This window comes from Paenibacillus sp. FSL F4-0100 (assembly GCF_037993005.1).
Taxonomy (GTDB): Bacteria; Bacillota; Bacilli; order Paenibacillales; family Paenibacillaceae; genus Paenibacillus_AQ.
Genome location: NZ_CP150303.1, coordinates 7191454 through 7214645 on the forward strand (window position 1 = coordinate 7191454; position 23192 = coordinate 7214645).

Annotated in this window: 16 protein-coding genes and 1 riboswitch; of the genes, 2 read left to right on the forward strand and 14 right to left on the reverse strand. The window is 47.3% G+C overall.

Annotated elements, in window-relative coordinates; genetic code table 11:
* Positions 1–224: 224 nt before the first annotated feature.
* The 7 genes from MHH48_RS32705 to MHH48_RS32735 form a co-directional block, all read right to left on the reverse strand.
* Complete coding sequence (locus tag MHH48_RS32705) at positions 225–1478, reverse strand: MFS transporter (RefSeq protein ID WP_076323941.1); 1254 nt, start codon at positions 1476–1478, stop codon at positions 225–227.
* Between the two features lie 296 nt (positions 1479–1774).
* Positions 1775–3607 carry a sensor histidine kinase gene (locus tag MHH48_RS32710; protein ID WP_076323940.1) on the reverse strand — a complete coding sequence of 611 codons (1833 nt, stop codon included), beginning with the start codon at positions 3605–3607 and terminating at the stop codon, positions 1775–1777.
* The gene (locus MHH48_RS32715) at positions 3604–5187 is read right to left on the reverse strand and encodes a response regulator (RefSeq protein ID WP_076323939.1); all 1584 of its coding nucleotides are present in this window, start codon (positions 5185–5187) and stop codon (positions 3604–3606) included. Before MHH48_RS32715 ends, MHH48_RS32710 begins: the two co-directional genes overlap by 4 nt.
* A gap of 170 nt (positions 5188–5357) precedes the next feature.
* Positions 5358–7040 (reverse strand): extracellular solute-binding protein, encoded by a 1683-nt coding sequence (locus tag MHH48_RS32720; protein WP_076323938.1) that lies wholly within the window; start codon positions 7038–7040, stop codon positions 5358–5360.
* Between the two features lie 67 nt (positions 7041–7107).
* On the reverse strand, positions 7108–8007 hold the full coding sequence (locus MHH48_RS32725; protein ID WP_076323937.1) for a carbohydrate ABC transporter permease: 900 nt from the start codon (positions 8005–8007) through the stop codon (positions 7108–7110).
* A 27-nt stretch (positions 8008–8034) separates the two neighbouring features.
* Positions 8035–9012, reverse strand: a complete 978-nt coding sequence (locus tag MHH48_RS32730; RefSeq protein ID WP_076323936.1) for an ABC transporter permease subunit — start codon at positions 9010–9012, stop codon at positions 8035–8037.
* A gap of 320 nt (positions 9013–9332) precedes the next feature.
* The gene (locus MHH48_RS32735; RefSeq protein ID WP_256720658.1) at positions 9333–11420 is read right to left on the reverse strand and encodes a molybdopterin oxidoreductase family protein; all 2088 of its coding nucleotides are present in this window, start codon (positions 11418–11420) and stop codon (positions 9333–9335) included.
* Positions 11421–11902: 482 nt separating this feature from the next.
* Positions 11903–12098: riboswitch (cyclic di-AMP (ydaO/yuaA leader) on the forward strand.
* Between the two features lie 162 nt (positions 12099–12260).
* Here MHH48_RS32735 and MHH48_RS32740 point away from each other — a divergent pair.
* Entirely contained in the window at positions 12261–14087 is a 1827-nt protein-coding gene (locus tag MHH48_RS32740) for an APC family permease (RefSeq protein ID WP_076323934.1), read from the forward strand.
* A gap of 145 nt (positions 14088–14232) precedes the next feature.
* Here MHH48_RS32740 and MHH48_RS32745 read toward each other — a convergent pair whose 3' ends face one another.
* From MHH48_RS32745 to MHH48_RS32770, 6 genes are all read right to left on the reverse strand, one after another.
* Entirely contained in the window at positions 14233–15105 is an 873-nt protein-coding gene (locus tag MHH48_RS32745) for a formate/nitrite transporter family protein (RefSeq protein WP_076324082.1), read from the reverse strand.
* 334 nt (positions 15106–15439) lie between these two features.
* Positions 15440–16687 carry an MFS transporter gene (locus MHH48_RS32750; protein WP_076323933.1) on the reverse strand — a complete coding sequence of 416 codons (1248 nt, stop codon included), beginning with the start codon at positions 16685–16687 and terminating at the stop codon, positions 15440–15442.
* 105 nt (positions 16688–16792) lie between these two features.
* Positions 16793–17386, reverse strand: a complete 594-nt coding sequence (locus MHH48_RS32755; RefSeq protein ID WP_076323932.1) for a TetR/AcrR family transcriptional regulator — start codon at positions 17384–17386, stop codon at positions 16793–16795.
* 248 nt (positions 17387–17634) lie between these two features.
* On the reverse strand, positions 17635–18231 hold the full coding sequence (locus MHH48_RS32760) for a DUF4352 domain-containing protein (protein ID WP_076323931.1): 597 nt from the start codon (positions 18229–18231) through the stop codon (positions 17635–17637).
* Positions 18232–18369: 138 nt separating this feature from the next.
* Positions 18370–19731, reverse strand: coding sequence for an FAD-dependent oxidoreductase (locus MHH48_RS32765; protein WP_076323930.1), 1362 nt, complete (start codon positions 19729–19731; stop codon positions 18370–18372).
* A gap of 499 nt (positions 19732–20230) precedes the next feature.
* Complete coding sequence (locus MHH48_RS32770) at positions 20231–20710, reverse strand: glutathione peroxidase (protein WP_076323929.1); 480 nt, start codon at positions 20708–20710, stop codon at positions 20231–20233.
* 292 nt (positions 20711–21002) lie between these two features.
* On the opposite strand from MHH48_RS32770, the gene MHH48_RS32775 reads away from it, so the two are divergent.
* Entirely contained in the window at positions 21003–21539 is a 537-nt protein-coding gene (locus tag MHH48_RS32775) for a hypothetical protein (RefSeq protein WP_083659735.1), read from the forward strand.
* A gap of 25 nt (positions 21540–21564) precedes the next feature.
* Here MHH48_RS32775 and MHH48_RS32780 read toward each other — a convergent pair whose 3' ends face one another.
* Positions 21565–22818 carry a hypothetical protein gene (locus MHH48_RS32780; RefSeq protein ID WP_076323928.1) on the reverse strand — a complete coding sequence of 418 codons (1254 nt, stop codon included), beginning with the start codon at positions 22816–22818 and terminating at the stop codon, positions 21565–21567.
* Between the last annotated feature and the right edge of the window lie 374 nt (positions 22819–23192).

The window sequence follows — 23192 nt, forward strand, 5'->3', positions numbered from 1 at the left end:
CTTACTTGATAACTACAAAAAACGCATTCTGTTTTGAAACGTTTCGACAAGTTCATTATAGCTCCCCCTGAGAGCGATTTCAATATCCTTTTTATTTTTTTTGTAAGGCGTTTCTTTGACAAGTGGTGTAAGCCTTAAACCATGGACAAAAAAGCATCAGGCTTCGAAGGATGCCCGATGCTTAATCCTATATCTTGAAATTATTTCAACTTTTAAAACCTGAGTTAGGCTTTAAGGTGACCTGCATCCTTGTCATGACCGTCATGATGCAGCGGGATGCCCTTACTAAGCCGGCCATGTACCGCAAATGACAGGATTGACAACACGGCAACACCTGCTGCCAACCATGCCACCGGCGTCAGCCCGCCGCCGTCATACATCGTTCCCATCGCATATGGCCCAATCACCCGGCCTGCGGCACCCATGCCGCCTGTCACGCCGATATAGAACGGTGCGGCTTGTCCTGCACGCTCCGAGATAAAAGCCGGGATCGCAGGCGAAATCAGCATTTCACCCAATGTAGCCAGCACCATCGCGAAGATCATGCCCGGATAACTGTGCACCGTCACGATAACGACATAAGCTGCCAGATAGAACAACGCGCTTGCCGTCATCTGACTGCTCTCCGTACGAGCCGCCCAGCGCTTGATGGCATTCGTGAGCGGCTGCGCGGCAAAAATCAGGATCCCGTTCAGCGTCCATAAATAGCCATAAGCTGTCTTGGACATTCCCTCCGAGATGATGAATGGAGACACCCCTGTATTCCAGATGGAATTCCCGAACCACAAGAACAGGGAACCCAATCCCATAAAGAGATAGATTCGGGTGTTCCCGAGCAATGCCCAAGCCCCGGGGCCTGCCGGCAGCGGATTCTTAGGCTGCGGATGATGGGCCCCTTGCGATACGTCCGTTCCACCCAGCTTCGTCAGGTAGGACAGGAAGAAAATAGCAAATCCAAAGGACGTGACCCCGTTTAAGACAAAGCTTAAATGATAGGAAATCTCCGCCAGGAAACCGCTCATGGCCGTTCCCAAGGCTACGCCTATATTATTCGCGACATAAATGACATTAAACAATTCTCCCCGCCGATCGGCAAACCGGAAGCCGATAAATGCCTGAATGGCTGGCATCGATATCGCGTTACAGAATCCGATGAAACCCATCATAGCGATAAACAAGCCCCATAATCCATTAATGAACGGAAGGGTGAACAACCCGAGGGCATTTAGCAGCAGCGAGCCTACAATGAGCTTTTTCACCCCTACCCGGTGGTACAGCGCGCCGCCAAGGAGTTGACCGGCGATTCCCCCCAGAGATTGAATCAGGATGACAAAGCCTGCATCCTTCATGCTGCGTCCCAGTTCATCAAATACATACATCGTTGTCAGCGGCCACATCAAGGACCCGCCTGCAGAGGCAACGAGACTTGCAACAAGAAAACCTTTTACTTCCTTAGGGTACTGCTCCAACCATTTCATGTTTATAATCTCCCAGCAGCCTCGCAGCAGTATAATTACGCATTTAACCTAAAAAAAAAGCCCCTGTGGGCTTTTATAATTCTTCTTAAAGAAAGAGGCGAACTCCATCTTTTTGATGCTCTATAATCCTGTAAGGAAGAACATTACCTGTCATTTCTTATCGCCCAAATCATAGTATCGCTTGAGAGATCCATTTTTAGCAAGTACACTCATTGACGCTTTACCATAACAGCGAAGAGGGCGCTAAATAACGGATCCCCAATTCTCAAATACCCCCTTGGTTCGGAGCTTCCCGCCTATCCCGACGCCTTCTTATCAGGGTTTGAATTTCTTGATCTTGCAGGAATGCGTATTTGAACCGAAGTGCCGATTCCAACTTTGCTGAAGATGGACACGCCATATTCGCTCCCGTAATGCAGCTTCACTCGCTGGTCAATGTTTCGAATCCCGCAGCCCATATGGCTGTTATCCCGGGGATCGAATATTTCATCGATTCTCCCCTGCTTCATGCCCAGACCATCATCTATGATTCGGTACAAGATATCATCGCCTTCCTTTTGGACCACGATCCGAATATGAATCCGGTCCCCGCTCCAAGCATGCTTCAGTACATTCTCAATGAAGGGCTGCAAAATCAGTTTAATAGTCTCGTAAGGCCATATATTCGTATCGATATCAAAAGTGACTTCCATACGCTGACCATATTTCACCTTTTGAATATCCAAATACGCATTGGCCTGCTCAATCTCTAATGCTATGGGTATCAATATTCTTCCTGAATTTAATGTGAGTCGATAAAATTGGGCCAACTGCACAACCATATTCTGAAGCTTCTCCGTCTCGCCAAATTTCGCAAGTTGGTTAATGGATGATAGCGTATTGTATAAGAAGTGAGGATTGATCTGCGATTGCAGCATTTCAAGCTCGGCTTCCTTCTTTTGAAGTTGGGTTAAATACACTTCTTTTATTAACGCTTCGATATCCTCCCCCATCGCATTCAAGGCATTCGCAATTTGAGGGAACTCCCCTTTGCCCCGATAAGTGATCCGTTTATGCAGATCCCCTTCCCGAAATGCATTGAGTACCCCTACAATCTTCAGGATTCGCTTAGAGAAAGACTGGGAAATAACATACCCCGTGTATGTAAACAACACTACGCAGATGATGCAAATCGCAATCAAAACGGTTCGTACCCTCTTCGATTCCTGTTCAATAATGTTCAGCGGAACCTGGGCAACAATCTTCCAATTCTTCTGCGGCAAATCTTCTTCGATGATCAAATAATTCTTCTTATCGTTTGCTGCCAAAGCAGCAAACTGCTCTGCCTTGATGCGGGTTGTGTTATGTTCAACGAATGGGCCGGAAGTAAACACCACATTCCCGTAGGGATCCAGTACCGATAACATACTTCCTTCGCCAAGCTTCGTGTAATCCACACTATCGAACAGCTGCGACAAGCGAACACTGAAGCGCATGATTCCCATTTCTTTAATCTCGAGTGGATTATTCATATCCACCAAACGTCGAATCATCGAGATCCGCCCATCCCGTTCATCCTCTTCTACCTGCCTCCATATCATCGTTGAATTATATTTCTCTTCCGGTAGTGTAAAATACCAAAACTCACTGGATATTCGAGTCATATGGTAAATATCATACGTTTGTTCGTTGAAATCTTGATTTTTCTCGTTGTCCCAATTTTTATATCTCTCGTACACCGTTTGATTATGAAAATAGACAGATAGCCTTAAATTAAGACCTATCGCCCTTGCAGCGCTCTCCAGCTTCGGAAGAATGACATTGCTCATGCGGATATGATTATCCGTGCCCGATAAATTCCTGCGGACGCTCTGAATCAATGTAGGATCATCGTACAATGTCGCCGATGTTTGAACGATATCGTCCACTTTATAGGCTACGTTATCTCGAATCTGCTTGAGCGTCCCCTGGATATTGACCCGGGTTTGTTTGCGCATCGTCTCATCATACATAGAATGTAAAATATAAAAGTTCACGAAAACCAACAGCAATATAAATATTGTAAAGGTCAACATGAGCTTGTAGCCGATAGGTATATATCCCAACTTCTTGCCATTTGTTCTGGATGATGGAATCCAGTGATTGTTCATCCCAATTCTCTCTTTCGATATTCCATCGGTGTCATTGCGAATTTTTCTTTAAATTGGCGGCTGAAATAAGGAAGATAGCGGTATCCTACCTGATTGGCGACCTCGTATATTTTGATACCGGGCTCCTTCAGCAATTCGCACGCTTTTTCCATGCGCATCTGCACAAGCAGCTCATTAAACGTATTTCCTGACTTTTCTTTAATTAGAAATCCGATATGACTAGGCGAAAAAGAAAAATGTTGTGCGATATCCTTTATCGTTATATTCTCGCTCATACGTTCCCGCATGGTTTGGATTACACTTCGGATAAACTTGCTATCCTTCGAATTGGATTTCTCGTACAATCTTTCAGAAATTTCGAATATATGCTGTATAAACCAGGAGCGAATATCACTAACGGTTTCCAATTGCATCAGAATATCCAGATGATGAATTTCCATGCCCAGCAGCTCAAACAAATCTTCGTTTCTACTGCTTAAATATTGCTCGAGTTTCCAAATAATATAATTTGACATATTATGTACGGTAAATCGTGAGCGCAGACTTCCAATGGAACCGAATAATTTCTCCAGCTCATCACAAATCTGAACAAGCTCATATTTCTCCATCGCATTCAGGAGAACAGTCATACGCTCATCTAGAATCTTGGCGTCGATCATTCCCGGCTCGGCACTGACGTCTTCGTACTTAATCACGCTTCCCTTGCCTAAAAACATTTTGCCTTCCACAGCTTCAACCGCTTGCCGGTATGAAATCTGGAGTTGGTTCAAGGTATGGACAGGTTCGCCCAGCCCTGTCGTGATCGAGATTGTCAAATGCTGCCGAAGCTTATCTATCAATGCGTCTACCGTTTGAATGACATCGGAATCCTCAAGCAATATCGCTACCCGTTGAGTTGACAGCTTGCAATATAGCAGCTTGCCCATTTCCGCGATAGCCTCCTGAATTTGCTGCAAGAATATCCTCGCCATTTCCCTTTGTGAAGAAAGACTACCCGCTTGGCGCCATGATACGTTATCGAGCTCCATAACAGCGATGCGGATTGGCCAATTCAACTGGTCGAATTCATATGAAAAGCTCATCATTGTCAACGATTCTTCTGACTCTTCTGATTCTTCCCGTTCAAGCAAACGTATAAGAAAATCACTTTTGACAATGGGAATCATCTCCTGGTAGGCCATCTCCACTTCGCGATGCTTCAACTCATCATCAAGATCCCGTTTCACCTTGAGCAATGACGAGATCAGTTCTTTATCGTTCATTGGCTTCAGCACATAACTATAAGCTTTCAGAGACAACGCTTCCTGAACATAACTAAATTCCTGATATCCACTGACAAATATAATTCGTATATTCGGTTTATGTTCTAATGCAATACGTGCAAGCTCAAGACCGGACATATAGGGCATGTTAACGTCGCTGACTAGAATATCAATGTCCTTATTCTTAATGATCTCACATGCCGATAATGCATTATTAATGCCATCTACTACTTCCATGCCCAGATCAACCCAGGGAATGAACCTTTTCATACCTTCCAAATCTAGTTCCTCATCATCTACGAGCAGCACCTTGTACATGGTAATCCCCCTAGCCAATTGTAAAAATTTCCCTTATTTTAATACTCATATCATACTATACATAATGAACTAACGAATACAAAACAAGGGTAATCGATACTAAAACAGAATCATCCCACAGAGTCCGAGGGACTCATTGGGATGATTCATTACGATTGTTCGATTAAAGATTATTTATTCTGTTTCTCAAGATTTGCCTGCCACTTAGCTGTACGGTAATCAAGAAGCTGCTGGTAACCCAGATCCATCAAACTCTTGTTTCCTTGATCAAGAATTTGATCTACTTCTTCATCACTCTTCGCCATAACGGAGTTAGCATAAATTTCGAGGAACAATTCATCCACAGATTTGGCAATAATATCTTCATCTGAGTTTGGAGGAGCATCAAGACCAACAAATTCAGTAACGTTTAATTGTGTCGGCCAAGTAACCGTTTGTTGGTAACGCACTTCCCACTGCTGTTCTTCAGCAGGAAGGGTCGACATATACTTCCACTTAGCAGGGTCAATGTAACTCGTATTACCTACGAGCTGCCACGGGCTATTCTCAGCTGAGATTTTTGTTACTTCTTCTCTATCATAATTTTCTGTGAAATTTGGTTGACCATTCTCATCGAATCCCTTCCAGTTCTTACCTTCTGGACCGAAGAATTGAACGTTCATACCTTCTGGACCGGTCATCCAGTCAAGGAATGCGAAGATTGCTTCTGGATCTTCGGCTGCTGTAGTAATATGTGCAGCGTTCCATCCAAAGCTCGTGTAAGTACCTGCAGTAATCTTGTTCTTATCCAATCCTGGCTTATGAATAGGCCAAATCATGAAATAACCGCCATTTGGATCGTCCTTCGTTAATTCAATCTGTGCTTTTGCTGCGATATCTGTCGGGCTTGAACCTGCAAATACAGCCACTCGACCCGTCATTACTTTCTCTTTAACCATATCCTCGGTTTGGCTAAATGCATCTTGAGAAATAAGTTTCTCTCTGTAGAGCTTAGCGATATATTTCTGAGCTTCACGGAATGTTGGATCTGTAAGTAACGGAGTCAGTTTTCCATCCTTTGGAACAGCAAGCAAGTTTGCTTTTAAGTTCGAATAGCTTAATTGCTCTCCAAATGCCGTATATAATACCCCAAGTCCTTGTCTATCCTGCGCCCGGTGCGGTTCGAATGGAACAATTGTATCACCATACTTGTCTTTAACCATCTTCAAGTAGTTATACAAATCGTCAGTTGTTTCAAGTGGTGGCTGACCTAACTCATCATAAATTTTCTTGTTAACAACATAACCTGCAGTACCATAAGGATTAGATGAGTACCAGTTAGGGAATCTGTAAATCTTTCCATCGTCAGCACGAAGCAGATCCAGATCGCCCATCCATGTTTTCAGGTTAGGATATTTATCTAACCAAGGATCGAATGCAACGAGCTTACCTTCTTTTTGAAGGCTTAAAATCATTGGTTCGTCACGGTCTGTCCAGATCAAATCAGGGAGATCGTCAGATGCAATCATTGCACTCAGCTTTTGCTTATGTGCTCCATTAGCCGCAATTACATCGATTTTCACTTGCTTCTCTTCACTTAAATACTTACCAAGCGGAACGCTTTCCCACTTAGGGAAGTCTGTTCCTTCATAGTGAGCATAAGCTGAAAACTGAAGCGGCTTCTCGCCAAGTACCCACTTGCCTTCATCACTGCCTTCTGCTGGCGGGTCCGTTTTCTCGCCGCTATCGCCGTTTGCTGCAGGCGGTGCTGCTGGAGCTGGCTCAGCTGATTTGCCGCCGCATCCTGCCAGAGCTGTGACCAGTACGAAAATCAAAGATACCATCAACAGCAAAGACTTTTTTGTCTTTCTCATGTACTAAACCCCTCTCATTCTAAAAATATATATGTTCAAAGCTGTTCGCCTTAAACCGTTCTTAAAACTACTCTTTCAGCGAGCCTACAAGAACACCTTTAACAAAGTACTTTTGCACAAAAGGATATACAAGAACGATTGGCAGTGTCACTACAATCATCATCGCCATTGTGAGTGATTTGGAGGTGATCTGTTTTGACCGTTCCATTAACATAACAGAAGCGCTATCAAGTACTGAGTTTGAATTCGTTACAATATTGGCATTCAGCGTCTGCCGCAATATCGTCTGTATTGGAAGCAAATTATCACTAGTAATGTAAATACTAGGATAGAACCAATCATTCCAGTGACCTACGGCTGTGAACAATGATAGGGTTGCAATTACCGGACCGGACAGCGGAAGTATAATCCGGAAGAACATTCCCCAGTTGCTGCAGCCATCAATACTAGCAGACTCTTCCAAACCAACAGGGAGACCTTTAAAGAAGGTTCGGAATATAATCATGTTCCACACGCTAATTAAGGTTGGAATAATAAACACCCAGAAAGAGTTCATCATACCAAGCGAACGGATCAGGAGATAAGACGGAATCAATCCTCCAGAAAAATACATCGTAAATACCAAGAACACCATATAAAAGTTCCGACCGATCAAATAGGTACGAGTCATTCCGAATGCCAAAAGGGCGGTCATAAATATTGACGTTGCGGTTCCGACTATGGTCCGGCTAACGGATATAAAGAATCCATTAGCCAATCGGTCATCATCTAATATAATTTTGTAATTCTCCAGTGTGAATTCCCGAGGCCAGAAGGTAATCCCGCCTTTAGCGGTGTCTACACCCTGGTTAAAGGATACGGCCACAGCATTCCAGAATGGATAAAGCGCTGAAAAGGCCAATAAAGTAAGAAATGTATAGATCAAGACAAGCACGATCTTGTCACCAGTGCTAATTCTTTTTAGCATGCTGTACCTCCTGATTGCTACTGATTATTACCATAGACTGTTACCGGATCTTCGGGCCGCATAGTTAGCGATCGTAAGCAGGATGACAGCGATGACCGATTTGAAGAGTCCGATGGCAATCCCGTAAGAATAGCGATTTCCTCCTAGGCCGACGCGATAAACATAGGTATCTACAACGTCGGCTACCGGCCTTAATACAGGGTTAGAGGCCAACAGCAAGATATCCTCGAATCCTGCATCGAGCAGTCTACCGATTGCAAGTATCATAAAGATGATAACGACTGGCATAATCGAAGGAACCGTAATTAGATAGATCTGCTTTGTCTTGCTAGCCCCGTCGATGTCTGCAGCTTCATACAGAGCCGGATCAATACTGGCTATGGCGGCGAGATATACAATCGAGTTAAAACCAATCTCTTTCCATACGTTAGCCGAAATCAGAATTGTCCAGAAATATTGTTTTAGAGAAAGGAAGTTGATCGGTTCATCAATGGCCCCCACACTCTGCAGCAGCATATTAACACTACCATTCTCTGTGGAGAGCATTGCAATTACAAATCCCGCGACAATAACCCAGGACAAGAAGTGAGGCAAGTAGGTAATAGTCTGGATAAATCTTTTGAAAAACATATGTCGAACTTCATTCAACATCAGTGCGAGAATAATCGGTGCCGGAAAACCAATAAAGAATTTAAGTAAACTGATTACAATCGTATTCCGAATAATCCTCTCAAACTCTGGGGCATTAAAAAAAGCCTCAAAATGTTTAAAGCCCACCCATGGATTTTCAAAAATCCGTGAACCAGTAAAAATGCTGTAATCCATAAATCCGGTGATTACACCGTACATCGGCAGATAGGCAAAAATGAAAATCAGAATAACTCCTGGAATAACCATCAGCTGAACATCCCATTGCTTCATTAAGCGCCTAAATAAGCTATTATTATGGACCTTTTGCTGCCGGGAAATGGGTGATGGTTGCTGTTCTGTAGTAGCTTGCGGCATATTTATCCTCCTGTTACAAATTGATGTAAATACATGCCGGTTCTCTGAAATCTGCGACTTCGAAACCGCTTGCAATTGACTTAGTACCATTCTACCCATGGAAATATATTGAAGCTATATAATAAAAGCCCGATTTTTTATACTTCTACCTGAATGTTTCATCCGTTCCAGCCAATTAAAATAACCATCTATCGACGTACTTTCTCAGTAGACAGACCTTATTTGGCAGAGGTATTTCTTGCGCGACAAGGATGCTAACCCTTGAAAAAAAGACTGCCTTCAGGTCATATAGACCTTCAAGACAGTCTTTGTATTCATCTTTAAGCACCGGTTATTGTAGTCCTGACCTCTACCACCGTTGAGAAGAAGGTAGCTCCTTCGCCCATGTCCGACAACCTGTCGGGTGTAAGGGCATTGGCGCGCTGCTTCCTGCCTTCGCCTTCCCACCACAAGCCTTGGCTGACTACGGTGCCCGGCAGCATTTTATCCGTCACCTTGGCTCGGACTTCGTAGGTTCCACGGTCGTTGTACACCGTAACCATGTCTCCGTCCACTATACCGCGTTCCTCTGCATCCGCCGGATGAATCTGCAGGGCAGGTTCCTTCTCCAACTTCTGATGCTTCTCCACATTCGCAAAGGTCGAATTCAGGAAGTTGTGGTTCGGCGGCGAAATGAACATAAGCGGGTATCTGTGCCCGCGGCCGCGCCTTACACCGTCATATCCTTCCTTCAAGGGCACGTAAGTCGGAAGAGGCGGAAGACCTGCTTCCTCCAACTTCGCGGAGTATAACTCGATCCGGCCCGAAGGCGTCGGCAAACGATCCAGATATGTTTCAAGCGGCGTCATGTCAAGCTTCACATAGCGGTGTTCCTTTAGCTTGTCCAGCGTGACGCCGTTCAGATAAGGGTTGTCCGGGAAGTCGAGCGCTCTTGCCATCATCTCCTCTTCGGTCTCATGGAAGGCCGGGTCGGTGAACCCCATGGCCCGGCCCAGCAAGGAGAACAGCTCCACGTTGCTCTTGCTCTCCCCGAGCGCCGGAATGACCGGCTCCTGCAGCTGGATATACTGATGCCAGTAGGATGCGAACAGGTCCGTATTCTCAAATGAGGAGGTTGCCGGAAGCACGATGTCCGCATACTTGGCTGTATCCGTCATGAACAAATCGTGTACGACGGTAAACAGATCCTCCCTTGCAAACCCTTCGCGCACCCGCCCGGTGTCAGGAGCGACAACCAGCGGGTTGCTGCAATAGACAAAGACCGACTTAATCGGCTGTTCGGTCATGGCAAGCGCCTCGCCGATCCGGTTCATGTTAATGGTCCTGGCATCCGGATTCGGCCGGAGATCCGGACGCTCCAGTGCATCGCTGTCCATGCTGTTGTAGCCACCATTCGACTTGGCAGCCCCTCCGCCCCGCTTCAGCCATTGTCCGGTCAAGGCCGGAAGCGCCGCGATGCTGCGCACCGTCAAGCCGCCATTGTCGTGATGCTGAAGACCGTTACCAATATGAATATAAGAAGTACCGGTCCGGCCATACAGCTCGGCCAGCTTCTCGATATCCTCTACCGGAATGCCGGTAATGGAGGATACATGCTCCGGCGTATAGTCTTTGACATGCTCACGCAAGGCTTCATGCCCGAGCGTATACTGCCGGAGGAATTCCTCATTCACCATGCCATCTCGGAACATGATGTGCATGAGGCCGACCGCCAGTGCCGCATCCGTGCCCGGAAACAGCGGAATGAACCAATCCGACCATTGCCCGGTCTGGTTCTTATGAACATCAATCACAATGACCTTGGCACCGGCCTTGCGTGCTTTCTCTGCCAGCACTACTTGGTGCATATTGGTGCTGACGATATTACCGCCCCAGACAATGATGACATCGGCATGAACGGTCTCCTCCGGGACGGTGCCTCCATTAAACCCCATCACGGATTTCCAGCCCGCAGTGCCTGCGGAATTACAGATCGACTGCTTCAGGCGGCTGGCGCCCAGCCTGTTGAAGAATCTCCGATCCATACCGTCCACGCTCAATATCCCCATATTGCCGTAAAAGCTGTATGGTAGAATGCTCTCTGAGCCATATTCCTTGATCAGCTTCTTGTAGCGCCCGGTAATCTCCTGAATCGCTTCATCCCAGCTGATCCGCTCGAAAGCCCCCTCACCCTTGGGCCCTACCCTCCGCAGCGGATAAAGCACGCGCTCGGGATGATACACCCGATGTGCCATATTGCGGACTTTATTACAGATGGCTCCCTGCGTCATCGGATGATCCGGATTGCCGGTAACCTTCACGATTTTTCCATTCTCTTTATGCAGCAGCAAACCGCAAGTATCGGGACAATCCAACGGACATACCGCCGGAAACACACCATTCTCCTGATGAATCATCGCTTGAGTCATTTCGTCCATTCCCCCTTGTACACGCTGAATCATATCCCCTTATCTTAAAAGAAAATCAGGGCTCCAGTAAAGTCTTACATTTTTTTCTGAGCGGGTGTTTCACTCTACTTCCTTCCGGGTATATTCCTATCAAGAGCAACGAAGAGGAACCCAGACCCTTTCTCTTCCTTGCCAAATCATGGACCACTCCCAAAAAATTCGCCATGCCCATGTCTCCTCCCCCGAGACCGGCATGGCGAATTTGTTTGTATCCAGCGTCTATCGCATCACATCTGAGCTACTTGCCCTTACGCATCATAGAAAATCATGCTTTCTGTAGCAAACATGCAAAAAACAAAGCCTGTCAAAGCCACACATTTATGTAAGCGCTTATCTGTCATTTTTTATAAATAATTCTGCTTAATTTTTCGTTGGAGGGTGTTTTACAAAAGATTTGAGCAGGCGTAATATACTATTCAGCTTCGAAATCATTCTTCATATTCACATGACATTCGCTTAATTTCCAATTTGGAAAGCGGGGGAACCACACGTATGGATGGATACCTATAGGATCTGTCAACCATACTATGGGGTGAATCCTGATGCAGCGCGTACTTACGCCGCGACTATTATCAGGTAGGGCGACTCTCACCGCCCGAATCCGACAGCTAACCTCGTCAGCGTTGATGGAGAGGGTTGTGAACTTGTGATCAAACACAGGGTTCTAACCTGTGTTTTTTGTTTGCCAAAAATCAATATTGGAATGGAGATAGCCCATATGTCCAGCACATGAGGCACACCGATTGAACTCACTTCAAGCAGTTCCCATCATGTACCTATTCTTAATCGGCGGTGAAAAACATGTTATCTTCTATCAAACGATTCCTCATCGGAAGACCCCTTAAATCAACGGAATTGGGCGAGCAAAAGCTGAACAAAACCAAAGCGCTGGCCATCCTTTCATCCGACGCCTTGTCGTCCGTGGCCTATGGACCTGAACAAATTCTGATCGTCTTGATGACCGTTGGCGCGGCTGCCTATTGGTATTCCATACCGATTGCCGTCGGGGTCCTGGTCTTATTGCTGGCACTTATCCTATCATATAGACAAATTATTTTCTCATATCTGCATGGCGGCGGAGCCTACGTGGTTTCCAAACGGAATTTAGGCATGTATCCAGGATTGGTCGCTGGCGGCTCCCTGCTGGTCGACTACATCCTGACGGTTGCGGTCAGCGTATCGGCGGGGACGGACGCGATCACGTCGGCTTTTCCGGAACTGCATGCCTACAATCTGCCCATCTCCATCGTGTTCGTTCTATGTTTGACCGTACTCAATTTAAGAGGGGTTACGGAGTCGGCCACCATACTGGCTTATCCGGTTTACTTGTTTGTACTGGCGCTGTTTATCCTGATTGGCGTCGGAATATTCAACATAGCTACAGGCCATGCATCACCAGAGCTTCACACGCCGATCGGCACGCCTGTCGCCGGTCTCAGCTTGTTCCTGCTCCTGCGGGCATTTGCCTCGGGCAGCTCTGCCCTGACCGGCGTTGAAGCCATTTCTAACGCCATCCCGAATTTCAAGGATCCCGCTCCGAATAATGCGGCCAAAACCTTGGTCGCGATGGGATCCTTGCTGGCAATGTTATTTTCGGGCATCGTATTCCTGGCCTATTACTATGGGGTTAGCCCCAGCGAGCAAGTCACTGTCGTTTCCCAGATTGCCGAGCATACCTTTGGACGAAACGTTTTTTATTACTTTATCCAAGGAACAACAGCTCTCATTCTGATCCTGGCCGCCAACACGGGATATTCCGCCTTCCCGCTGCTTGCCGTTAATCTGGCGAAGGATAAATTTATTCCCCGAATGTTCACCGTCCGGGGGGACCGTCTGGGATATTCAAACGGGATTATCATACTTGGGTTCTTCTCCATTCTGTTGCTGCTGGCTTTCGAAGGCAAAACCGAGCATCTGATTCCTCTGTATGCCGTCGGCGTGTTTATCCCTTTTACCCTCTCCCAAACAGGGATGATGGTGAAGTGGATTCGCGAAAAGCCTGAAGGATGGATCGTCAAGCTGATCATTAATACCACCGGCGCATGCATTAGCTTTATCGTGACGATGATCTTCTTTTTCACGAAATTCGCCCAAGTGTGGACCGTCTTGATTTTCCTGCCGCTGATCATTTGGATCTTCACACGAATCCACAAACATTATGAGGCCGTAGCAGACCAGCTGCGAATTACGACCTGTGAGCCGGTTAAGCCGATTGAGGGAAATGTTATTATTCTGCCTGTGGCGGGAATCACGCATGTAGTGGAGAACTCGCTGAATTATGCCAAATCACTGGGAGCAGGACAAATTATCGCGGTGTACGTGCCGTTCGAGCGGGAGGACGAGGCGGCCTTCCAGGAAAAATGGAAGAAGTGGCAGCCGGACATCCGGCTGGTGACGCTGCACTCGCCTTATCGGAGCATCATTCAGCCGCTGACCAAATTCATCGATACCGTGCAGCGGAAGGCAAGCGAATCCCACTATCAGGTTACCGTTGTCATACCGCAGTTCATCCCCAAGAAGGGCTGGCATAACTTCCTGCACAATCAGTCCAGCTTGCTCATTCGCGCACATTTACTGTATCGGAGAGATGTGATTATCACCACAGTACCTTACCATTTAAAAAAATAGCGGGCTTGTTCCGCTGCGACTTATACAAGGAATCCACTCCGCCAACAACGTTAAAAAAGCTGCGATCATCCGATCCCTATTCTTAAGGGAGCGGTCAATCGCAGCTTTTTTTCCTCCGCCTAGACGCTTACCAGGCTTCGGGATATTAAGAAACATTCTGCGCAGAATGAACCTGTTGAGCAGTGCCGGTAGTTGGCGCAGACGGCAGTGCGGCGTCTTGTTCGCCGCGAAGCATGACCTCAACCTTATCATCCTTCTTCAAATATACGGTCCCGTAGGCAGCTCCCACAAACAGCGCGCCTCCGACGAAATTGCCAAGCCATACCGGAATGAAGTTCACCAGATACTCGCCCCAGCTGTAATATCCTTCAAATATCGCTGCCGGAATGAGGAACATATTGGCCACCACGTGCTGAAAGCCAATGGCTACAAACGCCATCGTCGGAAACCAGATCCCGAGAATTTTGCCACTCATCTGATCCGATCCGTAGGACAGCCACACGGCGAGCGCTACGAGCCAGTTGCACCCGATGCCCGACAAGAAGGCCTGCAGGAAGCTGTCGTCGATCTTATGACCTGCCATGGCCACCAGCTTCTCCAAATAAACGCCGCTGCCTGTTAGACCCGTCACGTGACCAAAGAAATAAGCGACGAACAACGCCCCTGCCATATTGCTTACCGTGACAAGAGCTAAATTTCGTACCATTTCTTTCGTGGAAATCCGCTTCTTGAATCTGGCCAGGGACACGGCCATCATGTTGCCTGTCAGCAGCTCTCCACCCGCTAGCAATACAAGAATCAGTCCGACAGGGAATATTGCCGCGCCTATAAAACCGGCAATGCCTCCCCAAGCCTCCGATGCTCCGGCAATTACGCGAATATCCAGCAAAAAGCCGAGCGCAATAAAAGCACCCGCCAAAAATCCTAATATCATCACGTTCATGGCGGAGTTATGTGCTTTTTTCACCCCGTTCTCCAAGGTGATCTCCGCAATGCGATCAGGTTTGTAATAGGCCATGGCCGCTCCCCCATTTCTCCCGCATTCCGTCCTGAAATCTCTCGAATGCAGCGTCTGATGTTTCTGTTTACAGTTACCCATATTGTACCGCAGCCTCCATAGCAAGAACGTGAATTATATCACGATCGCTTGCCTCAGAGGGGACAAGACAGCCTCTGTCCTGGCTGCTCTTGATTTGCCCTGACTCATTCGCTCGAATCCGAGCGAGCGGTACATGTAAAATAGCGGTGTCGGAGAGGATCCCGACACCGCTTGGTTGATGCTTTAACCAACCATCATGTTCTAACCCGGAAAGCCTATGCTTTATACCACCATCATGTTCAAAACCAGCAGCCTATGCCTCGGCGGCAGTCTCTACCCTAACAGGCGTTTCCTTCTCCTGAACCGGAACGTTCGAGATCGGAAGCTTCATGCTAATGAAGGACGACAGCAGGAAGAGCGCACCTGCCGTGAAATACACGACGACAATGGAGGTCGCCGACATATACCATCCCGTAAACCCGGAGCCGATGAGCAGCATGCCGGTAAACATCGGTGTCATCACGCCGTTCAGACGACCGATGAATTTCTCTTCCACCTGCCGCATCATCACGGCCATCAATACTGTCTGCGCCATCGCCATCAGCACCCCGGTTACGAAGCGCATCGTACCGGTTAAGATCGGCCACTGGGACAGCACCTCGACAAAGGTCGAAAGGCCGAGGAAGGCAAGCCCGGCAAACAGCAAGTAGGAGCCTTTCACTCTCCCCGCAATCACGGCGGCCAGCACGCCGCCAATCAACATGCCAAGACCCTCTAGCGCGGTGAACCACTGAACGCTGGACATTGCCAGCTGTAGACGCTCCGTGATGACAAAAATATCGAGCGGCTGAACAAGTCCGCTGCCGAGCGCCAATAAAACGTAGACCACCAACAGCACCTTCAGCAGCCGACTGGAACCGATGTAAGTGAAGCCTGCCTTCAAGTCCTTCATAAAAGAACCGGTCGATTCTGAATTTTCAGATGGTTCATCCACACTGGAAGGGAGAAACGCCAGCACAATCGCCGAACCGCCGAATAGAACCAACAGGCTGATTAAAGAAGCCTGCAATCCAAAAGCTTGATAGATCGTCGTGCCGACCATCGGTCCCAAAATGATGAACAGCGACATCGAGGTCTGGGACAAAGCCGTGGCCGCGGGCACATGCTCATCCGGTAAGCAGCGCTTGATGATCTTCATGGACGAAGGCTGCGAGAATTGGGATACAACGGCCGAGACCAGGGTCACCGCAAACACGGCCTGCCAATATCCCGCATACACAACAAACAGGATAAGCAGTATGGATAAAAAGCTTAAAATGTCTCCCCAGATCATCGTTCGCTTGGGACGCCAACGGTCAGCCAGCACGCCGCCAATCATGGAGATCACAAAGATGGGCGCGTATTCAATCACGGTAAGCAGCGATACGGCGACCGGGTCATGGTTGCTCTTCTCCATAATAAAGAACAACAGCGCCATGTTGCGGATCCAGATCCCGATATTTTGCATAAAATCCGAAACCATCAGCAGCACGAACGCGCGGTTGCCAAATAAATGCCTCATATTCCATCCTCCAGCAAAACCGACTATTCGGTTTAATAATATGTGCGGAAACGCCCACCCTGCGTTCAAACCGACAGAAGCGTTTCCGATAAATCCTTCAATACATTACGAACCTTGACTCGATAACACACCGTTTAAAAAGTAAGTTACTCCCTTATGGTACAGCAGTCTCGATTCCTTCTGAGAACGTTCATAGTACGAAATCGACATTCCATCCAGAAGCGCGCCAAAAATGACGGATATCTCCTCGACATCTTCTGCCGGTATCCGTCCCTCATCCGCTCCCTCCGCCAAAATCTCGCGGTAGAGCGTACGCGGTCCTTGCAGAATCGCCAGCATCTCGCCCACAATCGTCTTATTCTCCGGCTGATTGATATAGAACTCCTCCGCGATCTTGGTTAGCGGATTCTGGAAGTCATCGACCATATGATCGGCAATGCCGTACAGCTTCTCCTCGAAGCTGGCGTAACGGACTTTTTTATCGTTCCAGGCTTCCATCCATTCCTGATTCTGCTTCGCCAGCAGCTTGACGAACAAATCTTCCTTGCTCTCAAAGTGATAGTAGATACTTCCCTTACTGGCACCCGTATACTTGACCAGTTCATCCATGGATGTTGCCGCATACCCGCGCTGGATAAACAGCTCCTTCGCTTTATCCAGAATCATGTCCCGTTTTCGCTGCGCTTTTTCTGAAGACATCGGTGTAAGCACTCCTTGCTTGGAAATAATAGTCCGCAATCAGTAAGCAGAAATCTGTTTCCTGTAATCAAAATGAATTTAAAATCAAAGAACGCCACTCCAAATAAAAAAACCGACTGTACGGTTTAATCATACCGAAAACATTCCCCCATGTAAAGCGACGCCTTGACAATGACATAGAAAAAAGGACTTTGCCTAAGCAAAATCCTCTCATTACTCGTACATCCCGAAACAAATATAATATTTTTTTATTCCACTGCCCAAATGGCTCTTCCTTCTTTCATCGGATCGCCATAACTCAGCTGCAGCCCCGTAACCCCCTGTTTCACTTCGTACGGAATTTCTCCTGTCAGTTCACCGCCTGGGGCAATGGTGCCGTCCAGCATCTTCACATCATCCGTAATGGGAACCGTATAGTTAAGATCACTCGAATCCGTCAGGGAAAAAGATAACGCGGAAGAGATGACCAGCGGCTCCTGGCCATTGTTCTTCACGGTAATGTCAACCACTTTAAACGTATGTCCCGGCTGGGGCTTTAAGTACTCGTCCCCTTCGGATTCGCGCACGCTGTTCAGCGTAATGACCGTGCCGTGATAATCCACCGTATCGCCCACCCCGGCAGATTCGCCGATCGGCTTCACCTCTGCGTTGTCGGACGGTTGGTCCTCCTCTTGGGTTGGTTCTGCAGGCGGCTGCTCTTCAGATGTGTCCGTCTGACCTGTCCCCTCGCTATCCACAACAGCCGGCGGAGTTTCTGCGGGCGGATCAGCCTGATCATTGGAACAAGCAGCCGTCAGCAGCATGGAGAACAACACAGCCGAAGCCAGCATTACTTTTTTATTCATACTTTATCCTACCTCCTGAAAGTCGATATCTACATGTCCGGATATTTTCCAATTCGCTGTCAAAATCCATATTCCTTCAAAAACACGAAAAAGACCCCCAAATTAGGGAGTCTTCTTCGTGAATGGATTACGAATGGCTTACGAATGCACCGGTGTTTTCGTCTCGATCGCCGGCAATGCCTGCAGTCCAGCCGTGTTAAGGAAATTCCACGGTTTGTTGTAATGCGGCTGGAAGAAGAAGTCGATGAATGCCAATTGATCAATCGTCATCCGATTCTGTATGCATACCGACAGCGTGTTAATGGATTGCGTCATATCCACTTTGGAAATGACCTGTGCACCAAGCATCCGGCGGCTGTCTTGCTCATATACCACCTTCAGCGTAACCTCTTCGAAGGTAGGCATGAATTCCGGACGGTAATGATCCGTAATGGTGACCGTCTCCACTTTCAAGCCTTCGTCCTTGGCGGCTCCTTCGGTCAATCCCGTCGAGGCAATGTTGTGTTCGTATATTTTCAATCCCGACGTACCTTGCGTTCCCATATATGGGGTTGTCGGCTGCACAAGATTGCGTGCAACGAGTGTTCCCATCCGGACGGCGTTAGTTGCCAGTGGAATGTACATCATTTTACCCGTCGGGTTATAGTGTACGGAGCAGCAATCGCCTGCTGCATATACATCCTGCTTGCTGCTTTGCATATATTGATCCACGATGATGGCACCGTTTTTCAGCATATCCACTTGCCCCTTCAGCAGCTCCGTATTTGGACGGAAGCCGATGCAAAGGATCACCAGATCCGTGTCGATCTCACCTTTATCAGTGATGACCTTGTTCACCTTGCCATTCTCGCCTTGGAAAGAAGTCACGGTCTGACCCAGGGCCATCTCAATCCCTTTTTCACGGAAGGATTCCTCGATCTTGCCGCTAAATTCAGGGTCCAGATATTTGTTTAGAATGCGGTCGGCACTATCAATCAGCGTAACCTGCTTGCCGTTCTGCTGGAAGGCTTCAACAAGCTCCACGCCGATATAACCGGCTCCGACAACCGTAATGTGTTTCGCTTCCTGCGCTTTTTCAATGATCGCATTGGAATGATTGTAGTTTTTGCAGAGCAGAATATTATTGAGATCGATGCCTTCAAGTTTCGGCACGATAGGCCATGATCCGGTTGTAATAATCAATTTGTCATAGGTATCATCAAAAATTTCTTCTGTAACCAGGTTCCGAACTTTCAAGCTTTTCTTATCCGTATCCACCGAGATAATCTCATGCTTCATCTTGGTTTCAACACCCAGCTCGTCGAGCTTCTGAGGTGAAGAGTAGAACAAACCGTCAGGGTCTTTTACAATGCCTCCAACGTAAAGCGCGATGCCGCAAGACAGGAATGAGATGTTATCATTGCGTTCATAAACGGTGATCTGGGCTTCTGGGTAAAGTTTGGCGGTATTCACGATGGCGGCCGTTCCTGCATGGGTACAACCGATAACTGCTACTTTCATGGTTTTTCCTCCTCCAAGTATGAAGCTTTATATTTGATTAAGATGAGCTCTTTTGCCTGGATTCATGCTTGGTAACGCTTGTTGAGCATGAATGTGGTGACTGGTAATATTATTTGTGAATGTTTTCACTTCATGCTCTTATTATAATGTGATTAATTTCACAGTTCAATAGGCAATCGCGTTATTCACACATTGTTCATAATTTCACATGGTTATAATGATAAAAGAAGTTGACCAAGAATACGGGTTCGGTATCAGGGTAAGCTATAAGTGCCCGCCTCATGAAGTTGATTCAAGAATCATCTATCCTATACGTGCTGCCTTGAAGGATCTTGCTTCTCCTGATCTAACGGAATGATACTTACGCTCAGTGTTTTCTAAGATACTGTTCAATTAATCCGGATAACCGAAGTGGTGTCCAAGAAAAACAGGACTGTTCTCCTCAGAGGGAAATCCCCCAAAGAAAACAGCCCTGTTATGTAATCGTTACTTCCTGTTACTAACCAAGCAGAGATTCAATGGCACTCTTCATCGATTCCGGCGTATCCCTCGGTTCGAACCGCTGAACCACCTTACCCTCGCGGTCTACCAGAAACTTGGTGAAATTCCAAGCGATCTCTCCGCCTTCATTCGGTCCTGGTTGCTCGGATTTCAAATATTGAAATAACGGATGCGTTTCTTCCCCATTGACGTCAATCTTCGCAAAGATTGGGAAATTCACACCATAATTCAATTGACAGAACGATTCGGCCTCTTCACTTGTACCCGGCTCCTGTCCGCCAAACTGATTGCACGGGAAGCCAAGAACCTGCAGCCCTTGCTGGCTGTATTGGTCATACAGCTGCTGAAGCTCTCCGTATTGCGGCGTAAGTCCGCACTGGCTTGCCGTATTTGCAATAATCAGAACCTTGCCTGAATACTGATCGAGCGAGACTTCCTGACCTTTGGTATTGGTTGCATGATATTCATAAACTGACATCTTCGAATCTCCTCCCCGGCTTGTTTTGAATGGATGGCATGCTTTTCAAGCGCAACAGCCTAGCCAATCTCCCTCCATCATATCGAATAAATGGCCCTAAACCAAATTTCAGTTCCAAGACCTCTACCCCCGTCGCCCGCAAATCCATTATGATGAATGTATAACCTCTTTAAACAAGATTTACATAGACTAATAACAGCTGTTTAATCAGCAAGTAAGCAGGGTAATGATTTAAGGTTTGGAAAAATATTGCACGATTCCGTATTTCAACAACAGTAAGCGAGGAAAAGAAATGAAACTGTATCCCGAAATGTTTATATCCCCATGGCATCTCATTGTCATTGTCCTGGCCCTGATTGCCTTCATCGGCTTAATCAAAGGGGGGTATGACCGGAAGACCGTGCTGCGCAGCACTGGGCTATCGACGCTGGCCTTTTATTTTATACTGACGATCCCCATTGGCCTGATCACCCAGGAATCCCTTTACAAAGAAGAAACGATGCTGACCGATTTGGATCAGAATTTTGAGGACAAGAAGATTAGTTCCGAGCTCCAAAGCTTTAAAGACTACATCTTGGTCCACGCTGGAGCCTATAAAAATGAGGATGATGCGGACATCGTGATCTATGCCGGCAACTACCACGAGAGCCAAACATTTCGTGGTCACATTACCTTGTTCGTATATGATCAGAACGATGAGGAAGTTTTCACCGAGATGTACAAGAACGTAACCCTTGCCCCTGGCGAGAAGAAGAAGCTCGACACCACCTTTACCAGTCAGCCTATGGAAACCTACAGGTACCGATACGAAACGCACCCTCAAATGTGAAGGGCGCGTTTTTCTCGCTTTTGTATTAAGTTGACAGATGATCTCCGGACTGGATCCCCACCTTATCTTTATCAGGGAGAGACTGATACGGCCCCGGCATCGGCGGCAGATTCTTCGCATCCCTTCCTTTGCGGATATACCGGATACCCAAATAGAAAAGACCAACCACAGGCAGTGACAGCATAGCTATAGCAAGGAGCATGCTGGACATTTGGTACGAGGGATCCGTTTCGATCTCGGAAAAGTCCAAGAACATAAACGATATAAAGGTAACCAATGAGAACATGATGATCTGGAGCCAGCGCATCCATTTCACCAGGAAGAAGAACAGGATCGCGGAGAGTGCAACAAGCAGAATAGGGTATAGCCGCTGTTCCGGGTCCGCGTTCCCCAGCTCTGCCTGACGCGTCAGCCAAAAACCGATGGCGAACTGAACCGGAAAAATCAGCCACGCAAGCAAACCGGTTCCACGGAAAGCCGATCTTCGCTTTTGCAGCGCCTCTTCGTATTCGAGGAGCTTCATCTCGTATTCCAGCTGATTAAGCTCCTCCTCTGTCAATTCCCGGTCTTCCTCCTCGTTCTCCTGCACCAGACGGTCCAGGTAAGGCCGGAATTGCCGCTCCATATTGCCATCAAATTCGGAACGCTCTAAATCCTCATCCTCGCGAAGCAAAGACGCAACCGATTCATCCCCCAGATCTTGAATGATGATGGACGTCAGATATAAGGGAATGTCCCTTCTGCCGATAACCTCTAGCCAACGATTCGCCTCCATCGGATCCGTGAATGGAATGGCAACCGCCCGTTCCGTCTGACCTTCTCCCGCGACGAGGTACATAATGGGCATTAACTCCGCACTAGGCACGGATTCGGTCATTTTGCTTTTCTTATAAGCATAGCTGAATTGAAAGATGTATCGCCCATAGTATATTTCCTTGATGTCACCGATCCTAAGGCTCCCCTTCAGGGAGTCTTTCGTTTCCGGGTCCCATCTCTCGTACTCAATATGATCTTCGAATAACAAGTACTCGTCCAGATGCGTATTGTTCCAGATATGCCCTTTCAGGCTTCTGGACAGACGAATCATCATGAAGATACCGGCGGGTATAGCCGCCAGACTCATCCAGGTCCAGACATTGGTCCAGAGGTACAGTAACATCAAAGGACCCAGTGTCAGGGCCAGGCCAAGCAGTATGCCCAGCACGTGCATTTCAAATGTAATCACCCAATAAAAAGGCTGCATTTTGGGCTTTCTCTGCTCATGAATCACCAGAGACATTCAAGCAACTCCCCCTCATATTCTTCGTTATTTCTAAAGCTCACATGAAATGAAGACATTGTAGATCATATAGGCAGCAGTTCGCACGATGTACCAAATAGTATGATAGGCCAACGGTAGAGCGTGCGCCGGCAGTGCGACAGTAGAGCGGTAATTGTAAGTCTTGCCGAGCGATGGAGCTGCGTCCTGCGTTCACTTAAAGTCTAGCGGACTCAGGAGACTTTATTTCGTAGAAAATGGGGTTTTTAGCGAAACAAACGGACAGGAGATCCGTTATTCATCTAAAAAGATAATATTTTGGCTGTTTCCACGCTAAATAACGGCTGTGGTGTCCGTAATTACGATAAATTGACCTCATAACAGGGAAATAACGT

Excerpts from the sequence above, each read along its gene's own strand:
- MHH48_RS32705 (WP_076323941.1), bottom strand. The coding sequence starts at position 1,478 with ATGAAATGGTTGGAGCAGTACCCTAAGGAAGTAAAAGGTTTTCTTGTT.
- MHH48_RS32710 (WP_076323940.1), bottom strand. The coding sequence starts at position 3,607 with ATGAACAATCACTGGATTCCATCATCCAGAACAAATGGCAAGAAGTTG.
- MHH48_RS32715 (WP_076323939.1), bottom strand. The coding sequence starts at position 5,187 with ATGTACAAGGTGCTGCTCGTAGATGATGAGGAACTAGATTTGGAAGGT.
- MHH48_RS32720 (WP_076323938.1), bottom strand. The coding sequence starts at position 7,040 with ATGAGAAAGACAAAAAAGTCTTTGCTGTTGATGGTATCTTTGATTTTC.
- MHH48_RS32725 (WP_076323937.1), bottom strand. The coding sequence starts at position 8,007 with ATGCTAAAAAGAATTAGCACTGGTGACAAGATCGTGCTTGTCTTGATC.
- MHH48_RS32730 (WP_076323936.1), bottom strand. The coding sequence starts at position 9,012 with ATGCCGCAAGCTACTACAGAACAGCAACCATCACCCATTTCCCGGCAG.
- MHH48_RS32735 (WP_256720658.1), bottom strand. The coding sequence starts at position 11,420 with ATGACTCAAGCGATGATTCATCAGGAGAATGGTGTGTTTCCGGCGGTA.
- MHH48_RS32740 (WP_076323934.1), top strand. The coding sequence starts at position 12,261 with ATGTTATCTTCTATCAAACGATTCCTCATCGGAAGACCCCTTAAATCA.
- MHH48_RS32745 (WP_076324082.1), bottom strand. The coding sequence starts at position 15,105 with ATGGCCTATTACAAACCTGATCGCATTGCGGAGATCACCTTGGAGAAC.
- MHH48_RS32750 (WP_076323933.1), bottom strand. The coding sequence starts at position 16,687 with ATGAGGCATTTATTTGGCAACCGCGCGTTCGTGCTGCTGATGGTTTCG.
- MHH48_RS32755 (WP_076323932.1), bottom strand. The coding sequence starts at position 17,386 with ATGTCTTCAGAAAAAGCGCAGCGAAAACGGGACATGATTCTGGATAAA.
- MHH48_RS32760 (WP_076323931.1), bottom strand. The coding sequence starts at position 18,231 with ATGAATAAAAAAGTAATGCTGGCTTCGGCTGTGTTGTTCTCCATGCTG.
- MHH48_RS32765 (WP_076323930.1), bottom strand. The coding sequence starts at position 19,731 with ATGAAAGTAGCAGTTATCGGTTGTACCCATGCAGGAACGGCCGCCATC.
- MHH48_RS32770 (WP_076323929.1), bottom strand. The coding sequence starts at position 20,710 with ATGTCAGTTTATGAATATCATGCAACCAATACCAAAGGTCAGGAAGTC.
- MHH48_RS32775 (WP_083659735.1), top strand. The coding sequence starts at position 21,003 with ATGAAACTGTATCCCGAAATGTTTATATCCCCATGGCATCTCATTGTC.
- MHH48_RS32780 (WP_076323928.1), bottom strand. The coding sequence starts at position 22,818 with ATGTCTCTGGTGATTCATGAGCAGAGAAAGCCCAAAATGCAGCCTTTT.